The sequence below is a fragment of the Streptomyces cyaneofuscatus genome (assembly GCF_042718795.1).
Lineage (GTDB): Bacteria > Actinomycetota > Actinomycetes > Streptomycetales > Streptomycetaceae > Streptomyces > Streptomyces cyaneofuscatus_A.
This window is the reverse complement of the sequence record NZ_JBHXOX010000019.1, coordinates 152,232-172,149: the sequence shown is the minus strand read 5'-3', so window position 1 is coordinate 172,149 and position 19,918 is coordinate 152,232. Positions and strand designations below refer to the sequence as shown.

Below are 19,918 nucleotides of genomic sequence, written 5' to 3'. Positions count from 1 at the left end.
CGGCGCCTCCGCCGGCCCTCGTTGGCGCGGGGGCGGCCCCCGCCCCCCCCTCGGGTTTTACCCCCGGGGGCCCCCGCCCCCCGGGCCCCCCCCCCGGGCCCGGGGCCCCCCGCCCCACGGCGTACAGCCACTGACCGGATCGCTCAGATCGTCGCGGTGTCGATCACGAAGCGGTAGCGGACGTCGCTCGCGAGGACCCGCTCGTACGCCTCGTTGACCTGGTCCGCCGCGATGACCTCGATCTCGGCGCCGAGGCCGTGCACGGCGCAGAAGTCCAGCATCTCCTGGGTCTCGGCGATGCCGCCGATCGCGGAGCCCGCCATCGACTTGTTGCCGCCGATCAGCGAGAAGAGGTTGAGCGAGATCGGCTCCTCAGGTGCGCCCACGTTGACCAGGGTGCCGTCCGTCCGCAGCAGGGCGAGGTAGGCGCCGAAGTCCAGCGGGGCCGAGACCGTGGAGAGGATGATGTCGAAGGTTCCGGCCAGCTCCTCGAAGGTCTTGGGGTCGCTGGTCGCGTAGTAGTGGTCGGCGCCCAGCTTGAGGCCGTCGTCCTTCTTGCGCAGGGACTGGGAGAGGACGGTGACCTCGGCGCCGAGGGTGTGCGCGATCTTGACGGCCATGTGGCCGAGCCCGCCGAGACCGATGACCGCGACCTTCTTGCCGGGGCCCGCACCCCAGCGCCGGAGCGGCGAGTACGTGGTGATGCCGGCGCAGAGCAGCGGCGCGGCCTCGTCCAGGGCGATGCCTTCGGGGATGGAGACGACGAACCCCTCGGTCACGACCACGTGCGTCGAGTAGCCGCCGTACGTGGGCTCGCCGCTGCGGTCGAGGGCGTTGTACGTCTGGGTGTTCCCCTCGGCGCAGTGCTGCTCGCGGCCCATCAGGCAGGCGTCGCACCGTCCGCAGGAGTCGACCATGCAGCCGACGCCGACGCGGTCGCCGGCCTTGAACTTGGTGACGCCGGGCCCGGTCTCGGTGACGATTCCGGCGATCTCGTGGCCGGGCACCATCGGGAAGATGCCCTCGCCCCAGCCGTCACGGGCCTGGTGGATGTCGGAGTGGCAGATACCGGCGAACTTGATGTCGATCAGGACGTCGAACTCGCCCACCGGGCGGCGCTCGATCGTGGTGCGCTCCAGCGGGGCCTTGGCACGGGGAGCGGCGTAAGCGGCGACGGTGGTCATGCCGGAGGTTCTCCTCTGGGTGATGCGGTAGGAACGTCTCCCAGCATCAAGGGGCGCACAGCTTTTACCCAGGTCACCGCTTTGCCTACGTCCACTGGTCCTACCACTGGCGGGGACAGGCTCCTCCGCGTACGACCAGGAATAATGGGTTCCATGGACGTTTCACCCGGCCCCTCCGCCCCCGAGCCGCTCGACCGGCGCGCCGAACTCAGCGAGTTCCTGCGCACCCGGCGGGCCCGGCTCCAGCCGCAGGACGTGGGGCTGCCGGAGTTCGGCCGGGCCCGCCGGGTCCCGGGGTTGCGCCGGGAGGAGCTGGCGCAGCTCGCCGGGGTCTCGGTGGCGTACTACACCCGCCTGGAACAGGGCAACGGGCGCAACGTCTCGGCCGAGGTGCTCGACGCGATCGCCCGGGCGCTGCGGCTCAGCGACGCCGAGCACGCGCACCTGACGCACATGGCCAAGCCGGCGCAGCACAAGAAGAAGCGGCGGCCGGCGCGGGTGCAGCGGGTGCGGACCGGACTGCTGCACCTCCTGGACAGCCTGGAGGGCGTTCCCGCGTACGTCTCCGGGGCCCGCTCCGACATCCTCGCCTGGAACCCGATGGCGGCGGCGGTGTTCGGCGACTGGGGTGCGCTGCCGCCCGAGGAGCGGAACTGGGCTCGGCTGGTGTTCCTCTCCCCCGCCTACCGGGACCTGTTCGTGGAGTGGGACTCCAAGGCCTCGGACATGGTCAGCTACCTGCGCCTGTACGCGGGCTGCCACCCCGACGATCCGCAGCTCTCCGCGCTGGTCGGTGAACTCTCCGTCAAGAACGACGAGTTCCGGCGGCTGTGGGCCACGCACAACGTGAAGGAGAAGGGGCACGGCACGAAGCTGATCCGGCATCCGCTCGTCGGGGACCTGGCCCTGTCGTACGAGACGCTGCATCTGCCGGACGATCCGGAGCAGTACGTGGTGACCTACCACGCGGAACCGGACTCCGCTTCGGCCGAGGCGCTGCGGCTGCTGGCGAGCTGGGGTGCGGACGCGCGGCGGGCGGATGTGGAGCGGGTCGACCCGGGCGGCCGGGCGGGCCGGGGCCAGGCCGGATAGGCGCCCAGCCGTTCCTCTATCGTGTAACATATGGAACGCATCACTGACCCTTACGAGCTCCGGGTGGGCGTACCGTCCGTCGAGCTCTTCCGCCGTCTGCGCACCGACGCCGGGCTCTCCGACAGGGCACCCGAGGCGGTCGCGATCGCCCTGCCCAACACGTGGCACGGGGTGGTCCTCCACCACGGGGGCGAACCGATCGGCATGGGGCGGATCATCGGTGACGGCGGCACCGCGTTCCAGGTGGTCGACATCTGCGTACACCCCGCGCACCAGGGCCGGGGGCTCGGCAGGCGCATCATGGCCGCGCTCACCGAGGAGCTCGAACGCCGGGCGCCCGCCACCGCGTACGTCTCGCTGATCGCGGACGGGCCCGCGCGCTTCCTGTACGAGAAGTTCGGCTTCGCCGACACCGCCGCGCACGACTCGATCGGCATGTACCGCTCGATGGGCGCGGGCTGAGCCGCGAGGTCAGGTCGGCGTGGCCGTTTCCGCCCCGTACGGCTCGGTTTCGGGCCGGCCCGCGGCGATGGCTTCCGTCGCCGCGACGGTCCCCGACGGGTCCAGGAGCGGCAGGACATCCGGGGCGGCGAGGCAGGGCAGCAGCAGTTGCCAGAAGCCGGTGAGCGTCCGGGCGGACAGCCACTGGGCGTCGCACCGTCCGAGCACCTCGAACCCGGTGGTCGCGGCGACCGTCGCGGCGGTGACATCCGTGCGGGAGACGCCTTCCACGAGGGTGCCGACGGCGGCCGCCTCGTCGAGCAACTCCCTTACGCAGCCCTGCCACTGCACGGGCAGGCCTGGTTCACCGCCGCGCTCACCGCCGTAGCTGAGCCGGAATCCGGCCCGCGTCACCGGATCGCGGCCGAGCAGGTCCACCAGGGCGTGCGAGGTGTCGACCAGGGTCTGCAGGGCCGTGTCCGTCCTCCGGCGGATGGCGCTGGACACCTCCAGCAGACCGTGCGACCCCTCCGCGACCACGGCCTCGGCGATCGCGGCCTTGTTCTCGAAGTGGAAGTGCAGGGCTCCTGTGCTGACGCCCGCGCCGGAGCTGATCAGCGCCACGCGGGCCTGTCCGTACCCGTGCTGCTCGAACACGATCGCCGCGGAGCGGATCAGAGCCCGGCGGGTACGCGCGGCGCGCACCTGCTTGGTCACCGTGTCCTCCGCCGGAGGGAGAAGCGGGTGGAACAGGGCCCTGGGCCGTGGGCCACGAAGGCCGGGGGCTCTCCGCCGAAGCGGTGAAGCAGCATCATGGGGAATATCAAACCAACTTACCGGTTTGATATCCAGAGGAACGTATGCGCGGTCGGTCCCCGCATCCGCCGCCGGGCCGCTATCCGGGGCGGCCGACCGCGCCGAAGGACTCCGCGTGGTCCGCGGCCCAGGTGCGAAACGACCTGGCGGGGCGGCCCGTCAGCTCCTCGACGGTGGGCACCACGGCCGCCTTGGCTCCTGCCCGCTGGCGCTCCGCGCTTTCCAGGAACGCCTCGGCCACCCGCTGCGGATACGTGGCGAGCAGCGCCTCTCGCGCGCGGTCCAGGGGCAGTTCCTCGAAGCGCAGCGGCCGGCCCAGCAGTTCGGAGAGCTGTGCCGTCTGCTCGTGCGCACTGATCGCCTCCGGGCCCGACACCCCGTACGCCCGTCCCTCGTGGCCACTACCGGTGAGGGCGGCGACCGCCACCGCCGCGACATCCCGCGGATCGACGGCCGCCACCGGCGACCGCCCGTAGAGGGCCCGCACCACACCGTCCGATGCGATGCCCTTCGCCCAGGAGAGCGTGTTGGACATGAACGTTCTGGGGCGGACGAAGGTCCACGGGACCCCGGACTCCCTGATGGCCTGTTCGTTGTCCCGCTGGAGCCGGGTGATGAAGTCCTCCGCGCCCGGTTCCTCCACCGCCATCATCGACAGCTTCACGAGGTGGCGGACTCCCGCCGCCGCGGCCGCGGCGGCGACCCACGCGTCATGGGGCTCCGTGGGGCTGTTCGTCACCAGGAACACCGCGTCGACCCCCAGCAGTGCCTGGTCGAGGGAGGCGCGGTCCCCGTACTCCCCCGCCACGACGTCGACTTCGGGTCCGCGCACCGTCACGCGTTCCGGCCGCCTCGCCAGGATCCGCACCGGGCCGGCGGTCGCCAGCAGACGGGCGACCTCACGGCCGATCGTCCCGGTCGCCCCTGTCACCAGAATCACGCCACGTACTCCTCACACACCGTCATCAGCTTGCCGTCCACCCGCGACGCACCGCCCACACGTGCGCCGACGGGCTGGACTCTCAGCTCTCACGTGCGCCGATGGGCCGGGCTTTCAGTCCGCCCCCACCGGGCCCGACAGGACCGTATCGAAGACGGGTTCGCCGTCCTGACTGCCCGTCACCCGGATCCTCGCCTCGCCCGGTCCCCCGCCCGGCAGGATCTCCGCGGCGATCGAGCACGGGCTGCCGAACTCCGCGTACCGGTGGAAGTGCGTACGCCCCTCGGCGGGGACGAACCCACCGTCCCCGGCGGCCAGGCATGCCGCCTGCCGCGCCGCCTCCAGCAACAGCATCCCGGGCACATGGTCGTTGGGCCGCTGGAAGAGCGTCGGGTGACGGGTGTCCACGCGCAGCTCCCAGACCCCTTCGCGGGAGCCCTCCGAGAGCACCACGTCCTGAGCCCGGGCGCGCCCCGCCCGGGCGGGGTCCACCGGCGCCGTCCGCGGTATCGCCACGCCCGGCTCCGCCGATCCACCGCGGATCCGCCGGTAGACGCGGGGGCTGGTGAACCTCGTCGCGCCCATACCGGTCGCGACCAGCCGGCCCGCGCGGTGCACCACCCAGTCCACGCGGCCCTGCACCGGCAGCCCGCCGCGCCACTTGAGCTCGGAGCAGGTCACCTCCACGTCGATCACGGTGGGCAGGCCGCCCACGACCAGGTGATCGGGGTGGGTCGCGTAGTCCAGATCAGCCATCAGGAAGTGGTAGCCGACGGGGACTCCGTATCCGGCGTGGAAGGCCAGCATCGCCGCCTGCCGCATCGCCTCCGTCACCAGCAGCGGATCATGACGGTCCGTTCCCACGGGGGCGAAGAACGGATGATCGTGCGGAAGCACCGCCTCCACGTGGAACCGGTCCGGCCCCAGCCGCTGCCACTTGCGCGGAAAGGCGTCCTCCGCCCTGCTCCTGTGAACCAGTTCCATTCCCACCGGATGCACCACTCGGGCCTCCGAACCCTCGGCCGACGCCGTTACAGGATCGGTCAACACTGCTGCTTCTGGCATAACTCCCCCCCAGGGGTCATGTGATGGCGAGCCGTTCCTGCGGTGCGCACGCGCTGATAAGATACAGACTAAGCGGTTTTTTTTCTATCCCCACCAGCCGCCCGCCCGGCCTCACAGCCGGCACCGCCCGACGAAGGAGACAGGGATGGCCAAGCAGGACCGGGCGATCCGCACCCGCCAGGCCATCCTGATGGCAGCGGCCGAGACGTTCGAGAAGCACGGTTACCAAGCCGCCACCATCACCGAGATACTCAAGATCGCCGGAGTGACGAAAGGCGCGCTCTACTTCCACTTCCCGTCCAAGGAGGAGCTGGCGCTCGGCGTGATCGAGGCCCAGGACCCCCCACCGCCCACCCCCGACCAACGCCTCAAGCTCCAGGAGCTCGTGGACATGGGGATGATGTTCAGCCACCGCCTCCACACCAGTCTCCTCACCCGTGCCGGTGTCCGTCTCTCCATGGACCAGCAGGCCCAGGGCCTGGATCGCACCGGCCCCTTCCTCCGGTGGCAGCGGACCACCCACGGCCTGCTCGCCCAAGCCGAAGAGAACGGCGAACTCCTCCCGCACGTCAACCCCGCGGAGACCGCCGACCTCTACGTCGCGGCCTTCACCGGTATCCAGGCGGTCTCCCAGACCCTCGCCGACTACCGCGATCTGGAGCAGCGGTACATCACGCTTCAGCGGCACATCCTGCCCAGCATCGCCGCCCCCTCCGTCCTCACCGCGCTGGACCTCAGCCCCGACCGCACCGCCCGCCTCGCCCGGCTCATCCCCGCGTACTGAGCGCGCGCAACCCGTCCGCGTACTGAGCTCGCGCACGTCGTCCCTAGGCGGTCAGGGCCAGTCGCAGGCCGAGGCCGATCATCATCGCGGCGACCAGCCCGTCCAGGACACGCCACGACGACGGGCGGGCGAGCACCCCGCTGAGCAGCCGGGCACCGAAGCCGAGAGCCGCGAACCAGCACACGCTGGCGAGGATCGCCCCCAGCCCGAAGGTCCAGCGCAGCGGGCCGCGGTCGGCGGCGACCGAGCCGAGCAGGAAGACGGTGTCGAGGTAGACGTGCGGGTTGAGCCAGGTCATGGCGAGGCAGGCGAGCACGACGCCCCGCTTCGCCCCGGAGGGCGCGTCCTGCGGGTGCAGGGCCGACGGACGGAAGGCCCGGCGTGCGGCCAGGGCGCCGTACGCGATCAGGAACACGCCGCCCAGCAGGGAGACCACGGTCAGGGCGGACGGCCAGGCCACGACGACGGCACCGACCCCGGCGACGCCGAGGGCGATCAGGACGGCGTCGGACAGGGCGCAGATGACCACCACCGCGAGAACGGCCTCCCGGCGGACGCCCTGGCGCAGGACCAGGGCGTTCTGGGCGCCGATGGCGACGATGAGGGAGAGGCCGGTACCGAACCCGGCGGCCGCGGTGGTCAGAGCGTTGGTCATGGTGCCGACGCTAGGGAGATCCCCTCCACGTGTACAGCTAATGATCCTTACGTATCATTAGCCGGTGTGATGTCCGAGCTTCCCCTCGACCAGGTGCGGACCCTGCTGGCCGTCGTCGACGAAGGCACCTTCGACGCGGCCGCGAACGCCCTGCACGTGACGCCCTCGGCGGTCAGCCAGCGGGTGAAGGCCCTGGAACAGCGCACCGGGCGGGTGCTGCTGATGCGGACGAAGCCGGTCCGGCCCACCGAGTCCGGTGAGGTCCTGGTGCGCTTCGCCCGCCAACTGGCCCGGCTGGAGCAGGACGCGCAGGCGGCCCTCGGGATGTCGGGGTCCGGCGAGCCGACGCGGCTGACGGTCGCGGTGAACTCCGACTCCCTGGCGACCTGGTTCCTGCCCGCCCTCGGGCGGGTGCCGGAGGAGCTGGGGATCTGCTACGAGCTGCGCCGGGAGGACCAGGACCATACGGCCGCGCTGCTCCGCGAGGGGCTGGTGATGGCGGCGGTGACGTCCTCGCCCGAGGCGGTGTCCGGCTGTTCGGTGCGGAGTCTGGGCCGGATGCGCTATCTGCCGGTGGCGACGGCGGCCTTCGCCGGGCGGTGGCTCGGGCTGGGGACGGCGACCCCGTTGCGCGAGCTGATCGCGGACGCTCCGGTGGTGGACTTCGACCGGCGCGACGACCTCCAGGACTCCTTCGTCCGCGCGCTCGGATGCGGCCCTCGGTCGGGCTCCCGGCGCCACTTCGTGCCCACGTCGGAGGGGTTCGTGGACGCCGTGGTGGCCGGGATGGGCTGGGGCGTGGTGCCCGATGTCCAGGCGCGCCCGCTGCTGCGCGCGGGCCGGCTGGTCGCCCTCGCCCCGGACCGTCACGTGGACGTGCCCCTGTACTGGCAGCAGTGGAAGCTGGACTCACCGGCCCTGGCGACCGTGGCCGAGGCCGTGGTGGCGGAGGCCGCCGAGGCGCTCGACGGGGCCGCTCGGCCAGCTCACCGGGACCCTTAGGATGACGGGTCCGTCCCCCGGGCCCGGAGCGCCGGGGGCCATCCCGAGAGACCCGGAGGCGTCTCCTTGCGTGTGCTGCTGGTGGAGGACGACGACGATCTGCGGGCGGTGCTCGCGGCCGGGCTGCGCGAGGCGGGCTTCGCCGTCGACGGTGCGGACGACTGGCCGGAGGCGGACGTGATGCTGCACGTGACCGCGTACGACTGTGTGGTCCTGGACCGGATGCTGCCCTCCGGCGACTCCCTCACGCGGCTGGAGAGCAGGCGCCGGTCCGGCTGGTCGGTGCCCGTGCTCTGCCTCACCGCTCTGGACGCCCTGGACGACCGGGTGCTCGGGCTGGAGAGCGGGGCGGACGACTACCTGGCCAAACCGTTCGCGATGCGCGAGCTGGTCCTGCGGGTGCGCAGCCTGACCCGGCGGTCGGCCGAGCGGCTGCCCGCCTTCCTGAGCTGCGCGGACGTGGTGATGGACCTGGCGCGGCGCGAGGTGCGGCGGGGCGGGGTGCTGCTCTCGCTGAGCCCCAAGGAGTACGCCGTGCTCCAGCAGCTCCTGGTGCACCAGGGCAGCGTCGTCACGCGTACGGCGTTGCTGGAGCACTGCTGGGACGAGATGGCCGACCCGGTCTCCAATGTGGTGGACGCCGTCATCGCCGGCGTACGGCGCAAGCTCGGCACCCCGTCCCTCGTGCACACCGTGCGCGGCCAGGGGTTCCTGCTGGGCGCGGCATGACCCGGACGGCAGGCGCCGGGTCCGCGCGGCGCGGCTCCCCGGCCCGCAGAGGGCTGCGCCGGCTCCAGCTACGGCTGACCGCCGCGTACACCCTGATCACCCTCGTCGGCCTGAGCTGCCTGTCCTGGCTGGTGATCCGCACCGACGACCGGTCGCGGGAGGCCGCCGAGTACGACGAGATGCGCCGCCGGGCCTCGGTCGCGGCCTCCCTCGTCTACTACCAGGACGACCGCATCCGCCTCGACGGCCTGGCCGACGACGAGGCGACCGCCGGCACGCCGCAGATCGTGGTGCTGGAGGAGCGGCCCGGCGGGGATCCGGCCGTGGTGTTCCGGGGCAGCGTCCAGCAGTTCGACGTACCGGCCACGGCGCTCGCCCGGGCGGCGGGATCGGCGATGCGCACCGAGGAGGCGATGCGGCAGGAGGCCCGCGACCGAACGGGCGGTCCCGTCCGGCTGCTGGCCGTGCCCTTCTGGCACGATGCGACCGACGAGGTGGCGGGTGCGGCCGTCGCGGTCGGGGACCCGGCGTACGGGTCGGCCGAGCACCGCAGCCTGGTCCTCTCCCTCGCCCTCGGGTGCGCCGCCCTCACCGCACTGGCCGCGCTCACGGGCCATGTGCTCTCCGGGCGGTCCATGCGGCCCGCCTGGCAGGCGCTGGAGCAGCAGGAGCGGCTGCTCGCCGACGCGGCGCACGAGCTGCGGACGCCGGTGGCGGTGATGCGCGGTTCGGTGGAGATGGCCGAGCGCGGTGCGGGCGAGCCGGCGGCCCATCTGCCGAGGATCCGGCGGGCGGCGGACCGGATGGGCCATGTGGTGGAGAACCTGCTGACCCGGGGGCGGTTGGAGGCCGCCGTGGAGTCGGTGCGGGCCGAGCCGCTGCGGCTGGACCAGCTCGTGGAGGAGGTGTGCGCCGATCTGCCGGAGGGCGGGCACCGGCTGGAGCTGCGGCTGGAGGAGTCGGTGGTCGACGCGGACGCGGCGCTGGTGCGGGTGGCCGTTCGCAACCTGCTCGACAACGCCGTACGTCATGGCCGTACGCCCGGGGAGCCGGGCACCGCCGAACTGCTGGTGACCGTACGCGGACCGGAGGTCGCGGTCGCCGACCGGGGTCCGGGGGTGGAGCCCGGTCGGCTGCCGGAGCTGATGGAGCGCTTCCGCTCGCCGGGCGGCGGTACGGGGATCGGCCTCTCACTGGTGCGGCGGGTGGCCCTCGCCCACCGGGGCGCCCTGGCCGTGCGGGCCCGGACGGGCGGCGGTGCGGTGTTCGTGCTGCGGCTGGCGCCGGCCCGGTCGCGGCGGAGGCGGAGGGGCGAGAGGTGACGCTCACGATTCGCTCATGATCGGCCGTCCATGATGCGGGGGCAGGTACGCAGACCACGCACAGGAGTTCCCCATGCCCCAGCACGCCGCCACCCCGTTCCTCCGTCGCCGCTCCACCCTCGCGGCCCTGGCCGGCGGGGTCGCCGTGACGGCCGGCGCCGGGTTCCTGCTCTCCAGCGCGTTCGCGGCCAAGCCCGCGCCGAAGGTCGTCCTCCCGAAGGCGAACGCCACGTTCGACTACCAGATCGGCGGGGCCTACACCCCACCCGCCGGGGTCAAGGCGCTCTCGCGCGACCGGGGCGCCCAGCCCGTACGCGGTCTGTACAACGTCTGTTACGTCAACGCCTTCCAGACCCAGCCGGACGCGATGGACTGGTGGCAGAAGAAGAACCCGGACCTGCTGCTGCGCGACCGCAGCGGCGAGCCGGTCAACGACGAGGCGTGGGGCGAGGCGCTGCTCGACACCTCGACCGCCGCCAAGCGGACCCGGCTCGCGAAGATCGTCGGCGGCTGGATCGACGGCTGCGCGAAGTCCGGGTTCCAGGCGGTCGAGCCGGACAACCTCGACTCGTACGAGCGCTCCGGGGGCCGGCTCACCAAGGCGCACAACGCCGCGTTCGCCAAGCTGCTGGCCACGCGGGCGCACACGGCGGGGCTGGCGATCGGCCAGAAGAACACCACCGACCTGCTGGCCCAGCGCAAGAGCATCGGCTTCGACTTCGCGGTCGCGGAGGAGTGCGGCCGCTACGACGAGTGCGCCGACTACGCCACCGCGTACGGCAACCGGGTCTTCGTCATCGAATACACCGCCCGCGACTTCTCCAAGGCCTGCTCCGCCGCGGGGGCGAAGCTCTCCGTGGTCCAGCGGGACCTCGACGTCCGGCCGGCGGGGCAGCAGGGGTACGTCTTCCGGACCTGCTGAGACGGACCGGGACCGGTCAGGTCAGGTCACCCGGGACCGGTCAGGTCACTCGGGGCTGTGGGTGACCGGCGGGAGGTGAGCGTGAAGACGGCGCCGTGGGGGTCGCCGATCATCGACTCGGGTCCGTCGTCCGGAGAGATGGTCGGCGGGGACACCTCACCGCCCGCCTTCCGCGCGGCCTCGGTGGCCGCCGTCAGGTCGTCGACCCGGAAGCGGACGTGCCACTGCGGGCGCAGCCGGGGGTCGGGGGACGCCCCGTCGCCGCCGCCGCGCAGGGTGGCCACGGTGTGGCCGCCCTGGCGGACGACCACGGTGTCCTGCTGGTAGACGTAGCCGACCTCGCAGCCGCCGGGGTCGTGGGGGTCCCAGCCGAATACCTCGGAGTAGAAGATCGCGGCGTCGAAGGCGTGGCTGGTGCGCAGTTCGAGGGAGGCGGGCGCACTGCCGCGGCCGATGGACCAGGGCGGGGTGCGGCCCTCCCAGAAGCCGAACCCGGCCCCTTCGCGGTCCGCGGCCACGGCTCCTCTGCCGGGGCCGAGCCGGAGCGGGCCGACGGCGATCGTGCCGCCGCGTTCCCGTACCCGGGCGGCGGTGGCGTCCACGTCGGCGACGGCGAAGTACGGGGTCCAGGTGGTGGCGGTGGGCAGGCCCGGGCCGATGCGGCCGATCCCGGCGACGGGCAGGCCGTCGGCGTGGGCGACGGTGAATCCCTCGCCCAGGGTGCCGGAGCGGAAGTCCCAGCCGAGGACGGCCGTGTAGAAGTCCTGGGCGGCGCGCAGGTCCCGGGTCATGAGACTGACCCAGCAGGGAACGCCGTGCACAGGGGTGGTCCGCACTGCCTCCGTCATCGCCGATCCGTCTCCTCGCCGGAACAACATGCCCTACATACCTACGCCGCCCGGGTCACCGGCGCCACCCGGGCGTCGCCCGCCCACGCGGGATGGTCAGACACCCCCCAGGTGCCGGGCGGCCGTGCGCCAGGCGGTGGTGACGGCTTCGCGGGCGGTGGCGGTCGCGGCTTCGACGCCCGGGGGCAGGTGCAGCGGCGCACCCAGGTGGACGTGGAGGCGGGGGCGGCGAGCGGGGGCGGTGAGGAACCCGGCGATCTGCTTGGCGACCGAGCCGGAGGTCACCCGGCGGGCGCCGGCCTGGCCGAGGGGGACGACGGGCGCGCCGGACGCGTGGGCCAGGCGGGCGAGGCCGCTGCGGAAGCTCTCCGGCGGCGCCTCGGACGCGTCCGTGCGCGGCGGAATCCGGCCCTCCCCGTAGATGAGGACGTGGCGGCCGGACCTGAGCGCGGCGGCGGCCGTGTCGAGGGCGTCGGCCGCCCGGTGGGTGTTGCGGTGTACGGGGACGTGGCCGCCGCGCTCCAGGAGGTGGCCGAGGACCGGGATGCGCCAGAGGCCGGCGGTGGCCAGGACGACCGGTTCGACGTCGAGGCGCCGTAGCGCGGCGAGGACGACGCCGGGGTCGGCGAGGGAGGTGTGGTTGGCGACGATGATGGAGCCGGGGGCCGGGGCGCTGCCGTGGTCGGAGGTGACCGTGAGGCGGCCGAGGCAAGGGATGACGGCGGCTGCGACGTTGCTGAGCACGGTTCTCCTGGGGTCCTGGGGTCCTGGTCGGCGGGGTGACCTGGTTCATCGTCGCGGCGGCGAGGGGATCGGACCTGAGTTCGGATACTCAGCAGGGGGTGGGTGTGGTGCTCGGCCTTCCTGCCCTGCCCGGCGGAAAAGGGTGCGCGGGGCGTGCGGCCACGGCGGCAGACTGCGGGGGTCGCCGATGGTGCCTCCCTGACTCGATGCGGAGGCGTTCCCCGAGGAGTTGTCCCGTATGAGCCCCGTCCCTGCCATCCCCTCCGTCCCCTCCCCCGCCTTCGACGTCCCGGACGCCCTGGCCGCGTCGTACGGGTCCCCCGGCGATGCCCGGGGCCGGGCGTGGCTGGCCGCGCTGCCCCGGCTGGCCGCCGAGTTCCTGGGCCGCTGGGAGCTCCGCCGGGACGGGCCGGTCGCCCACGGCATGGCCGGGCTGGTGCTGCCGGTGGTCCGCGCGGACGGGACCCGCGCCGTGCTCAAGCTCCAGCCGCCCGGTGAGGAGAACGCGGGGGTGGCCGCCGGGCTCCGGGCCTGGGACGGGGGCGGGGTGGTGCGGCTGATCGAGATCGATCCGGTGGCGGGTGCCCAGTTGCTGGAGCGGCTGGACGCGGGGCGCCCGCTGTCGGCGGAGCCGGACGACGAGATGGTGATGGGGGTGCTGGCGGGGCTCATGGCGCGGCTGTCGGCGGTGCCCGCGCCGCCGGGGATGCGCCGGCTCGCCGACATCGCCGGTGCCATGGTGGAGCGAACGCCCGAGGCGCTGGTGCTGCTGCGTGATCCGGCGGAGCGGGAGCTCGTACGCACCTGTGCGGCCGCCGTGTCCGAACTGACCGGCGAGGCGGGTGACCGGCTGCTCCACTGGGATCTGCACGACGGCAACGTGCTGGCCGGTGAGCGCGAGCCGTGGCTCGCGATCGACCCCGAGCCGCTGGCCGGGGACCCGGGGTTCGAGCTGTGGCCCGCCCTGGACATCCGCTGGGAGAAGGTGGTGGAGGGCGGGGTGACGGACCCGGTGCTGCGCCGGTTCGACCAGCTCACCGAGGCGCTCGGACTGGACCGGCGGCGGGCCGCCGGCTGGACGCTCGGCCGGGTGCTGCAGAACGCCCTCTGGGAAATCGAGGACGGCAGGACGGCGCTGGAACCCTCCCAGGTCGCCCTCGCCGCGACCCTGCTGGAACACCGGTCCGGATGATCCGGCGCGGGGGCGGTCGTGGCGGCCTGAAGCACGCCCCGGACACCGCGTCGGCGTCCGGGGCGGATTCCTCCTCGTACGGGATCAGACCGCCAGCCACACCGCCGTGTCCTTCGGCAGCCGGCCGTCCCCGTCCAGGGCGTTGCTGGACAGCAGTACGCCGGTGTGCGCCGGGAGTTCGGCGGGGGTCTCGGCCAGGTTGACCACGCAGACGAGGGTGGCGCCGCGCGCGAAGACGAGGACGTCCCGCTCCTCGCTCAGCCAGCGCAACTGCCCGGTGTGCAGCTCGGGCAGGGAGCGCCGCTGCCGCAGGGCCTCGCGGTAGAGGGCGAGCATCGAGCCGGGGTCGGTGGCCTGGAGGTCGGCGGCGCGGGAGGCCCAGTCCGCCGGGAGCGGCAGCCAGGGCTCCACCGTGGAGCCGAAGCCCGCGTACGGTTCGTCCGCCGCCCAGGGCAGCGGGGTGCGGCAGCCGTCGCGGCCGGGGGCCCGGCCCTGGGAGCGGAAGTACATCGGGTCCTGGATGCGGTCCAGCGGTACGTCGGCCTCCGGGAGGCCCAGCTCCTCGCCCTGGTAGAGGTAGACGGAGCCGGGCAGGGCGAGGGAGAGCAGGGCGGCGGCGCGGGCGCGGCGGGTGCCGAGTTCCGGGTCGCTGGGGACGCCGAACGCCTTGGCCGTGAAGGCGAAGCTGGTGTCCTCGCGGCCGTAGCGGGTGACGGTCCGGGTGATGTCGTGGTTGCAGAGGACCCAGGTGGCGGGGGCGCCGACCGGGGCGTGTTCGGCGAGGGTCTCGTCGATGGACCGGCGCAGCCGCTCGCCGTCCCAGGGGCAGCTGAGGAAGCTGAAGTTGAAGGCGGTGTGCAGCTCGTCGGGGCGCAGGTAGCGGGCGAAGCGCTCGGAGTCGGGGAGCCAGACCTCGCCGACGAAGATGCCGTCGAACTCGTCGGCGATCGCCCGCCAGCTCCGGTAGATGTCGTGCAGTTCGTCCCGGTCGACGTACGGGTGCGGTCCCGGGTGTCCGGCGAGGTCGGGGAGGGCGGGGTCCTTGGCGACGAGGGCGGCGGAGTCGATGCGGACCCCGGCGACGCCCCGCTCGAACCAGAAGCGCAGGACGTCCTCGTGCTCCTGGCGTACGGCCGGGTGGGCCCAGTTGAGGTCGGGCTGTTCGGTGGCGAAGAGGTGCAGGTACCACTCGCCGTCCTCGGTGCGGGTCCAGGGCACTCCCCCGAACTCGCTCTCCCAGTCGTTGGGCGGGAGTTCGCCGTCCTCGCCGCGGCCGGGGCGGAAGTGGAAGAGTTCGCGCTCCGGGCTGCCCGGGCCCGCGGCGAGCGCCGCCTTGAACCAGACGTGCTGGTCGGAGACGTGGTTGGGGACGACGTCGATGATGGTGCGGATGCCCGTCTGCCGGGCTTCGGCGATGAGCTTCTCGGCCTCGGCGAGCGTGCCGAAGGCCGGGTCGATCACCCGGTAGTCCGCGACGTCGTAGCCGCCGTCCGCCATCGGGGAGAGGTACCAGGGGGTGAACCACAGGGCGTCGACCCCGAGTTCGGCCAGGTAGGGCAGCCGGGACCGCACGCCCGTCAGATCGCCGGTGCCGTCGCCGTCGCCGTCGGCGAAGCTGCGCACGTAGACCTGGTAAATGACGGCCGAGCGCCACCAGTCGTCGGCGGCAAGCTGGCTGCCTTCCATAAGGCGGGTTCCTTTCGGACGGGCGCGGTCGCCGGCGGGGTGTGCCGGTCCGCGCAACAGGGAGGAGCTGGAGGTTCTGGCGCCGCCGCCCCGGAGCGGGGCGGGAAGGCCGGGGGCGGCGGCGGGTCCTGGGGGCCTTCGGTGCTGGCGGCCGGTCAGCCCTTGGTGCTGCCCGCGCTGATTCCGGCGATGATGTGCCGCTGGAAGACCAGGAACATCAGGACCATCGGGATGCTCGCGATGACCATGGCGCCGATCAGCACGGTCAGGGGCACGTTCTGGGAGAGCTGGACCAGGGCGACGCTGATCGGCTGTTTCTCGGTGTCGGAGAAGACCATCAGGGGCCAGAGGAAGTCCTGCCACACGGCGACGAGCGCGAAGATCGAGACGACGCCGAGCACCGGGCGGGACAGGGGCAGCACGATGGACCAGAGCGTACGGAGCTTGCCCGCGCCGTCGATCTCGGCGGCCTCCAGGACGTCGCGCGGGATCTGGTCGAAGAACCGTTTGAGCAGGTAGAGGTTGAAGGCGTTCGCGACGGCCGGCAGCCAGATGGCCAGCGGGTCGTTCAGCAGGTTGACGTGGATCAGCGGCATGTCCGCGATGGTCAGGTACTTCGGTACGACGAGGGCCTGGACCGGGACCATCAGGGTGGCCAGGATGCCGCCGAGGATCACCTTGCCGAAGGCGGGCTTCAGCTTCGACAGCGCGTAGGCGGCGGCCGTGCAGAAGACGATCTGGAGCACCCAGGCGCCGGTCGCCTGGACCACCGTGTTCCACAGGTGGGTCGGCAGCCGCATCAGGTCCCAGGCGTCGGTGTAGCCGGTCACCTGCCACTGCTCGGGGACGAGGGTGGGCGGGGTGCGCACCACTTCCTCGGGCGGCTTCATCGCGCCCGTGACCATCCAGTAGACGGGGAAGAGGAACGCGAAGGCGAAGAGGACGACGACGAGGGCGAACACCGACCAGTACGTGACCTTGCCGCGCCGTCCGGCGAGCGCGAGCGGGGAGACGATGGTGCGTACGGAGCGCTCGGCGGGTGCGTCCGCCGGCCGCCCGGCGAGGGCGGCGACGGGCTGCTGTACCGGGGGCGGAGCTGTCTGGGTCATGGTGGGCGGCCGCTCCTCTCAGTCGGTGCGGGTGAGTCGGAGATACAGGGCGGAGAAGGCGGTGAGCACCAGCAGGAGCATCACGCTGAGGGCGGACGCGCCGCCGAAGTCGTTGTAGAGGAAGGCGTACTTGTAGATCAGGTAGAGCACGGTGACGGTGGAGTTCTCCGGCCCGCCCCCGGTGATGACGAAGGGTTCGGTGAACACCTGCATCGTCGCGATGACCTGGAGCAGCATCAGCATCAGGATGATGAAGCGGGTCTGCGGGATGGTGACGTGCCGGATGCGCTGCCAGAGCGAGGCGCCGTCCAGCTCGGCCGCCTCGTACAGTTCGCCGGGGATGCCCTGGAGTGCGGCGAGGTAGATGAGGACGGTGCCGCCCATGTTGGCCCAGGTGGCGACGATGACGAGGGAGACCAGCGCGGTGTCGGCGCCGTTGGTCCAGTTCGAGGTGGGCAGGTGGAGGAAGCCGAGCACCTCGTTGGCGAGGCCGGCGCCCGGATCGTAGAACCACTTCCACAGCAGGGCGCTGACCACCGGCGGGATCATCACCGGCAGGTAGACGACGACCCGGAAGAACGCCTTGGCGTGGCGGAGTTCGTTGAGGACGAGGGCCATGACGAACGGGATGGCGAAGCCGATGACCAGGGCGAGCACGGTGAAGGTGAGCGTGTTGCGCCAGGCCGCCGTGAACTCCGGGTCCTGGAAGACCCGGGTGAAGTTGGCGGTGCCCACCCACTGGGGGTCGGAGCCGGGCGTGTACTTCTGGAACGCGATGATCACCGACCGGATGGCCGGGTACCAGGAGAAGAGGATGAAGCAGAGCAGGCCGCCGGTCAGGAACGCGTAGGCGGTGGCCTGGTCGGCGATCTTCCGGCGGAGCGGGGTGAGGGGCCCGCGGCCCGCCGGGCGGGCGCCCCCCGAGGGGGGCGCCGTGCCGACGGGCCGCGTCACCGCGGGTGGTGCGGGCTGGGACGTGGTCTTCATGCTCAGCCCCGGGTCAGGATTCCGTCGATCTTCGACTGGGCGTCCTTGAGGAGCTGGTCGATGTCGGCGTCCTTCTTGGTGAGCACCGCGGAGACGGCGCCGTCGAGGACGGCGTAGATCTGCTGGCCGTGCTTGGGCTCCAGCTTCATGTCGAGCTGCTGGCCGCCGTCGATGAACGCCTGGTAGTTCTCCACCGGGACGTTGGCGGAGGCCTTCTTCAGCTCCTGGTCCTTGGCGTCGGTGGCGCCGGTGAACAGGCGCGGCTCGGGCAGGCCGACCGGTGACTTGTCCTCGGCGGCGCGGGCGTAGTTGTTCATGTAGCCCTGGCCGGGGGTGAGGAAGGTCCACTCCAGCCACTTGAGGCCGGCCTTGATCTGCTCGGGGGTGGCCTTCTTGTTGAACATGTAGCCGTCGCCGCCCATGAGGGTGCCCTGGCCGCCGGGCATCGGGGCGAACGCGAGGTCCTCGTACTTCCCGCCGGCCTCCTTGACGATGCGCGGCACGTTGTCGGGGGCGGCGAGGTACATGCCGAGCTTGCCGGAGCCCATCATCTGGAGGGTGTCGTTGATGATGAGGAGCTGCTTGGCGCCCATGGAGTTGTCGCGCCAGCGCATGTCCTTGAGGTTCTGCAGGACGGCCTTGCCCTCGGGGGTGTCGACGGTGGCCTTCTTGCCGTCCTCGCTGATGACCGAGCCGCCCTGGGAGTAGATGTGGGCGGTGAAGTGCCAGCCGCCCTGGTTCTGGGCGCTGTACTCGGCGAAGCCGACGGTGCCGTTGCCGAGGCCGGCGATCTTCTTGGCGGCGGCCTGGACCTCGGGCCAGGTGGCCGGCGGCTTCTCCGGGTCGAGGCCGGCCTTGGTGAAGAGCGTCTTGCTGTAGAGGAGGCCCATGGAGTAGTTGGTGCGCGGGACGCCGTAGATCTTCCCGTCGACCGTGTAGGCGTCCCGCAGCGGCTGGGCTATGTCCTTGTACGCCTTGAGGTCCTTGACGTACTCGGTGATGTCCGCGGCCTGGTTGATGGAGACGACCCGCTCGGTGTCGGTGAAGTACGTGTAGAACACGTCCTCCATCTGACCGCCGGCCAGCTTCGCGTCGAACGTCTTGGGGTCCTGGCACGGGAAGGCGTCGCGCGCGGTGATGTCGATGTCCGGGTTCTGCTTCTCGAACGTCTTGACGTCCTCGTCGAACCGCTGGTGGTCGATCTTCGCACTCGGCTGGGGCCGGCAGTTGACCGTGATGCGCGTCTTGCCGTCCGCGGCGCTCTCGCCCTCGGAGTTGCAGGCGGCCAGACCGGTGACGGCCAGTGCGGTGGCGACGGCGGTGGCGCAGGTACGACGAAGAACAGAACTTCTCATCGGTGGACCCCTTAAGGGCAGGAGTGCGGGAAGCCCACAGCTCCGAGCTGTGCGGCGGACCACACTCAACCACCGCCGACGAATGTCCGCAAGATGTCACGTTGATTTCGTAAATCATTGACAGCTCTGGCCCGTCGCATGCGACAAGCATCCGCAGAAGTACGGACGGAAGGCTGTGCACGGAGGGGTGGATCCGGCTATTACGGGCACGTCGACTGCGCAACGTCCGCAAGCGGCGGCAGCGGGACGGGCTGCGGGCCGGCTCGGGAGCGCGGGGGACGCGAGGATGCGGGGAGGTGACGGAGGCCGGTTGCGGCGGCGACGACACGATCGCCCGCCGTCTGTCACGAACAGTCTGGGAGCGCTCTCCGCACCGATGTGCGGGCCGCTCACCGGGGGCGGGGGCGAATATCCCATGCCCGGCCGCCGGGTGGCCGCGGTGACACCGGCGCCCCGACGGGCACGCGGCCGGACCGCGGCCCCACCCACTCTCGCCGACGACGCTTCTTCAGTAAGCAGTCGCCTCGGATACGCAAGAATATGGCAATAGTTGCACGACGTTTATCGTCTCGTGATGGACATGTCCATCCTGGGGCGGTGTGCCCCGGCGCGCCCTAGCGGTAGGCGGCGGACGACCGTACGGCGCCGAAGTCGATCGCGCGGTCCGCGTCGCGCAGGACCTCCTCGGCCACGCGCCGTACCTCGGCGAGGACGTCTCCCTGCTCCTCCACGAGGCCGGCGTAGATCGGTGCTTCGGTGCTGTCTGCGGAACTCATGCGGATGTCCCCGTCTGATCTGGTGCGGAAAGCCCCGCCGGTCGGCGGAGCGGGGGCGAGTGTACGTGGTGGGCGGCGGACGCCGCGATTCCCGGTCCGGGGACCGAGACGCCCCCGGAGCTGCCGGAACGACTCCCGGGCAGAGGCCGGTGCCCCTCGGTCCACTCGTTCACCCAGCCGCAGCCCGAGCAGGCGTACCGGCCGTCGAGCCCGGCGATCTGGGTGCCGCACCGGGCGCATCCGATGAACGTGATCTCCGGGTGTTCCGT

At 72.1% G+C, this 19,918-nt stretch carries 20 protein-coding genes; 8 read left to right on the top strand and 12 right to left on the bottom strand.

The window, feature by feature from the left end; translation table 11 throughout:
- Window positions 1–143: 143 nt before the first annotated feature.
- On the bottom strand, window positions 144–1,184 hold the full coding sequence (locus ACFWRT_RS22630; protein WP_380953803.1) for an NAD(P)-dependent alcohol dehydrogenase: 1,041 nt from the start codon (window positions 1,182–1,184) through the stop codon (window positions 144–146).
- Window positions 1,185–1,337: 153 nt separating this feature from the next.
- On the opposite strand from ACFWRT_RS22630, the gene ACFWRT_RS22625 reads away from it, so the two are divergent.
- Window positions 1,338–2,276, top strand: coding sequence for a helix-turn-helix domain-containing protein (locus ACFWRT_RS22625; RefSeq protein WP_380953802.1), 939 nt, complete (start codon window positions 1,338–1,340; stop codon window positions 2,274–2,276).
- 30 nt (window positions 2,277–2,306) lie between these two features.
- Entirely contained in the window at window positions 2,307–2,738 is a 432-nt protein-coding gene (locus tag ACFWRT_RS22620; protein ID WP_380953801.1) for a GNAT family N-acetyltransferase, read from the top strand.
- A gap of 9 nt (window positions 2,739–2,747) precedes the next feature.
- Here ACFWRT_RS22620 and ACFWRT_RS22615 read toward each other — a convergent pair whose 3' ends face one another.
- From ACFWRT_RS22615 to afsA, 3 genes are all read right to left on the bottom strand, one after another.
- Window positions 2,748–3,434, bottom strand: a complete 687-nt coding sequence (locus ACFWRT_RS22615) for a ScbR family autoregulator-binding transcription factor (RefSeq protein ID WP_380953800.1) — start codon at window positions 3,432–3,434, stop codon at window positions 2,748–2,750.
- A gap of 178 nt (window positions 3,435–3,612) precedes the next feature.
- Window positions 3,613–4,473, bottom strand: coding sequence for an NAD(P)H-binding protein (locus ACFWRT_RS22610; RefSeq protein ID WP_380953799.1), 861 nt, complete (start codon window positions 4,471–4,473; stop codon window positions 3,613–3,615).
- 114 nt (window positions 4,474–4,587) lie between these two features.
- Window positions 4,588–5,457, bottom strand: coding sequence for a 2-oxo-3-(phosphooxy)propyl 3-oxoalkanoate synthase (gene afsA / locus ACFWRT_RS22605; RefSeq protein ID WP_380953798.1), 870 nt, complete (start codon window positions 5,455–5,457; stop codon window positions 4,588–4,590).
- Between the two features lie 226 nt (window positions 5,458–5,683).
- On the opposite strand from afsA, the gene ACFWRT_RS22600 reads away from it, so the two are divergent.
- Entirely contained in the window at window positions 5,684–6,322 is a 639-nt protein-coding gene (locus tag ACFWRT_RS22600) for a ScbR family autoregulator-binding transcription factor (RefSeq protein WP_380953797.1), read from the top strand.
- A gap of 43 nt (window positions 6,323–6,365) precedes the next feature.
- On the opposite strand, the gene ACFWRT_RS22595 is transcribed toward ACFWRT_RS22600, so the two are convergent.
- The gene (locus tag ACFWRT_RS22595) at window positions 6,366–6,977 is read right to left on the bottom strand and encodes a LysE/ArgO family amino acid transporter (protein ID WP_380953796.1); all 612 of its coding nucleotides are present in this window, start codon (window positions 6,975–6,977) and stop codon (window positions 6,366–6,368) included.
- Between the two features lie 66 nt (window positions 6,978–7,043).
- On the opposite strand from ACFWRT_RS22595, the gene ACFWRT_RS22590 reads away from it, so the two are divergent.
- The 4 genes from ACFWRT_RS22590 (at window position 7,044) to ACFWRT_RS22575 (ending at window position 10,952) form a co-directional block, all read left to right on the top strand.
- A complete protein-coding gene (locus tag ACFWRT_RS22590) occupies window positions 7,044–7,979 on the top strand; it encodes a LysR family transcriptional regulator ArgP (protein ID WP_380953795.1) in 936 nt (311 codons plus the stop codon).
- 66 nt (window positions 7,980–8,045) lie between these two features.
- Window positions 8,046–8,708 (top strand): response regulator transcription factor, encoded by a 663-nt coding sequence (locus ACFWRT_RS22585; RefSeq protein ID WP_380953794.1) that lies wholly within the window; start codon window positions 8,046–8,048, stop codon window positions 8,706–8,708.
- Window positions 8,705–10,030, top strand: coding sequence for a sensor histidine kinase (locus ACFWRT_RS22580; protein ID WP_380953793.1), 1,326 nt, complete (start codon window positions 8,705–8,707; stop codon window positions 10,028–10,030). Before ACFWRT_RS22585 ends, ACFWRT_RS22580 begins: the two co-directional genes overlap by 4 nt.
- 73 nt (window positions 10,031–10,103) lie before the next feature.
- Window positions 10,104–10,952, top strand: a complete 849-nt coding sequence (locus tag ACFWRT_RS22575; protein ID WP_380953792.1) for an endo alpha-1,4 polygalactosaminidase — start codon at window positions 10,104–10,106, stop codon at window positions 10,950–10,952.
- A 26-nt stretch (window positions 10,953–10,978) separates the two neighbouring features.
- On the opposite strand, the gene ACFWRT_RS22570 is transcribed toward ACFWRT_RS22575, so the two are convergent.
- Window positions 10,979–11,800, bottom strand: a complete 822-nt coding sequence (locus ACFWRT_RS22570) for a VOC family protein (RefSeq protein ID WP_380953791.1) — start codon at window positions 11,798–11,800, stop codon at window positions 10,979–10,981.
- Between the two features lie 96 nt (window positions 11,801–11,896).
- The gene (locus ACFWRT_RS22565) at window positions 11,897–12,544 is read right to left on the bottom strand and encodes a lysophospholipid acyltransferase family protein (RefSeq protein WP_380953790.1); all 648 of its coding nucleotides are present in this window, start codon (window positions 12,542–12,544) and stop codon (window positions 11,897–11,899) included.
- Window positions 12,545–12,782: 238 nt separating this feature from the next.
- Here ACFWRT_RS22565 and ACFWRT_RS22560 point away from each other — a divergent pair, with 238 nt between their 5' ends.
- Window positions 12,783–13,736, top strand: a complete 954-nt coding sequence (locus ACFWRT_RS22560; protein ID WP_380953789.1) for an aminoglycoside phosphotransferase family protein — start codon at window positions 12,783–12,785, stop codon at window positions 13,734–13,736.
- 84 nt (window positions 13,737–13,820) lie between these two features.
- On the opposite strand, the gene ACFWRT_RS22555 is transcribed toward ACFWRT_RS22560, so the two are convergent.
- From ACFWRT_RS22555 to ACFWRT_RS22535, 5 genes are all read right to left on the bottom strand, one after another.
- Window positions 13,821–15,422, bottom strand: coding sequence for a glycoside hydrolase family 13 protein (locus tag ACFWRT_RS22555; protein ID WP_380953788.1), 1,602 nt, complete (start codon window positions 15,420–15,422; stop codon window positions 13,821–13,823).
- A 155-nt stretch (window positions 15,423–15,577) separates the two neighbouring features.
- Window positions 15,578–16,531, bottom strand: coding sequence for a carbohydrate ABC transporter permease (locus ACFWRT_RS22550; protein WP_202547390.1), 954 nt, complete (start codon window positions 16,529–16,531; stop codon window positions 15,578–15,580).
- Window positions 16,532–16,549: 18 nt separating this feature from the next.
- A complete protein-coding gene (locus ACFWRT_RS22545; protein WP_380953787.1) occupies window positions 16,550–17,518 on the bottom strand; it encodes a carbohydrate ABC transporter permease in 969 nt (322 codons plus the stop codon).
- 2 nt (window positions 17,519–17,520) lie between these two features.
- Window positions 17,521–18,873, bottom strand: coding sequence for an ABC transporter substrate-binding protein (locus tag ACFWRT_RS22540; protein ID WP_380953786.1), 1,353 nt, complete (start codon window positions 18,871–18,873; stop codon window positions 17,521–17,523).
- A 614-nt stretch (window positions 18,874–19,487) separates the two neighbouring features.
- A complete protein-coding gene (locus ACFWRT_RS22535) occupies window positions 19,488–19,649 on the bottom strand; it encodes a hypothetical protein (protein WP_018515143.1) in 162 nt (53 codons plus the stop codon).
- Window positions 19,650–19,918 lie beyond the last annotated feature (269 nt).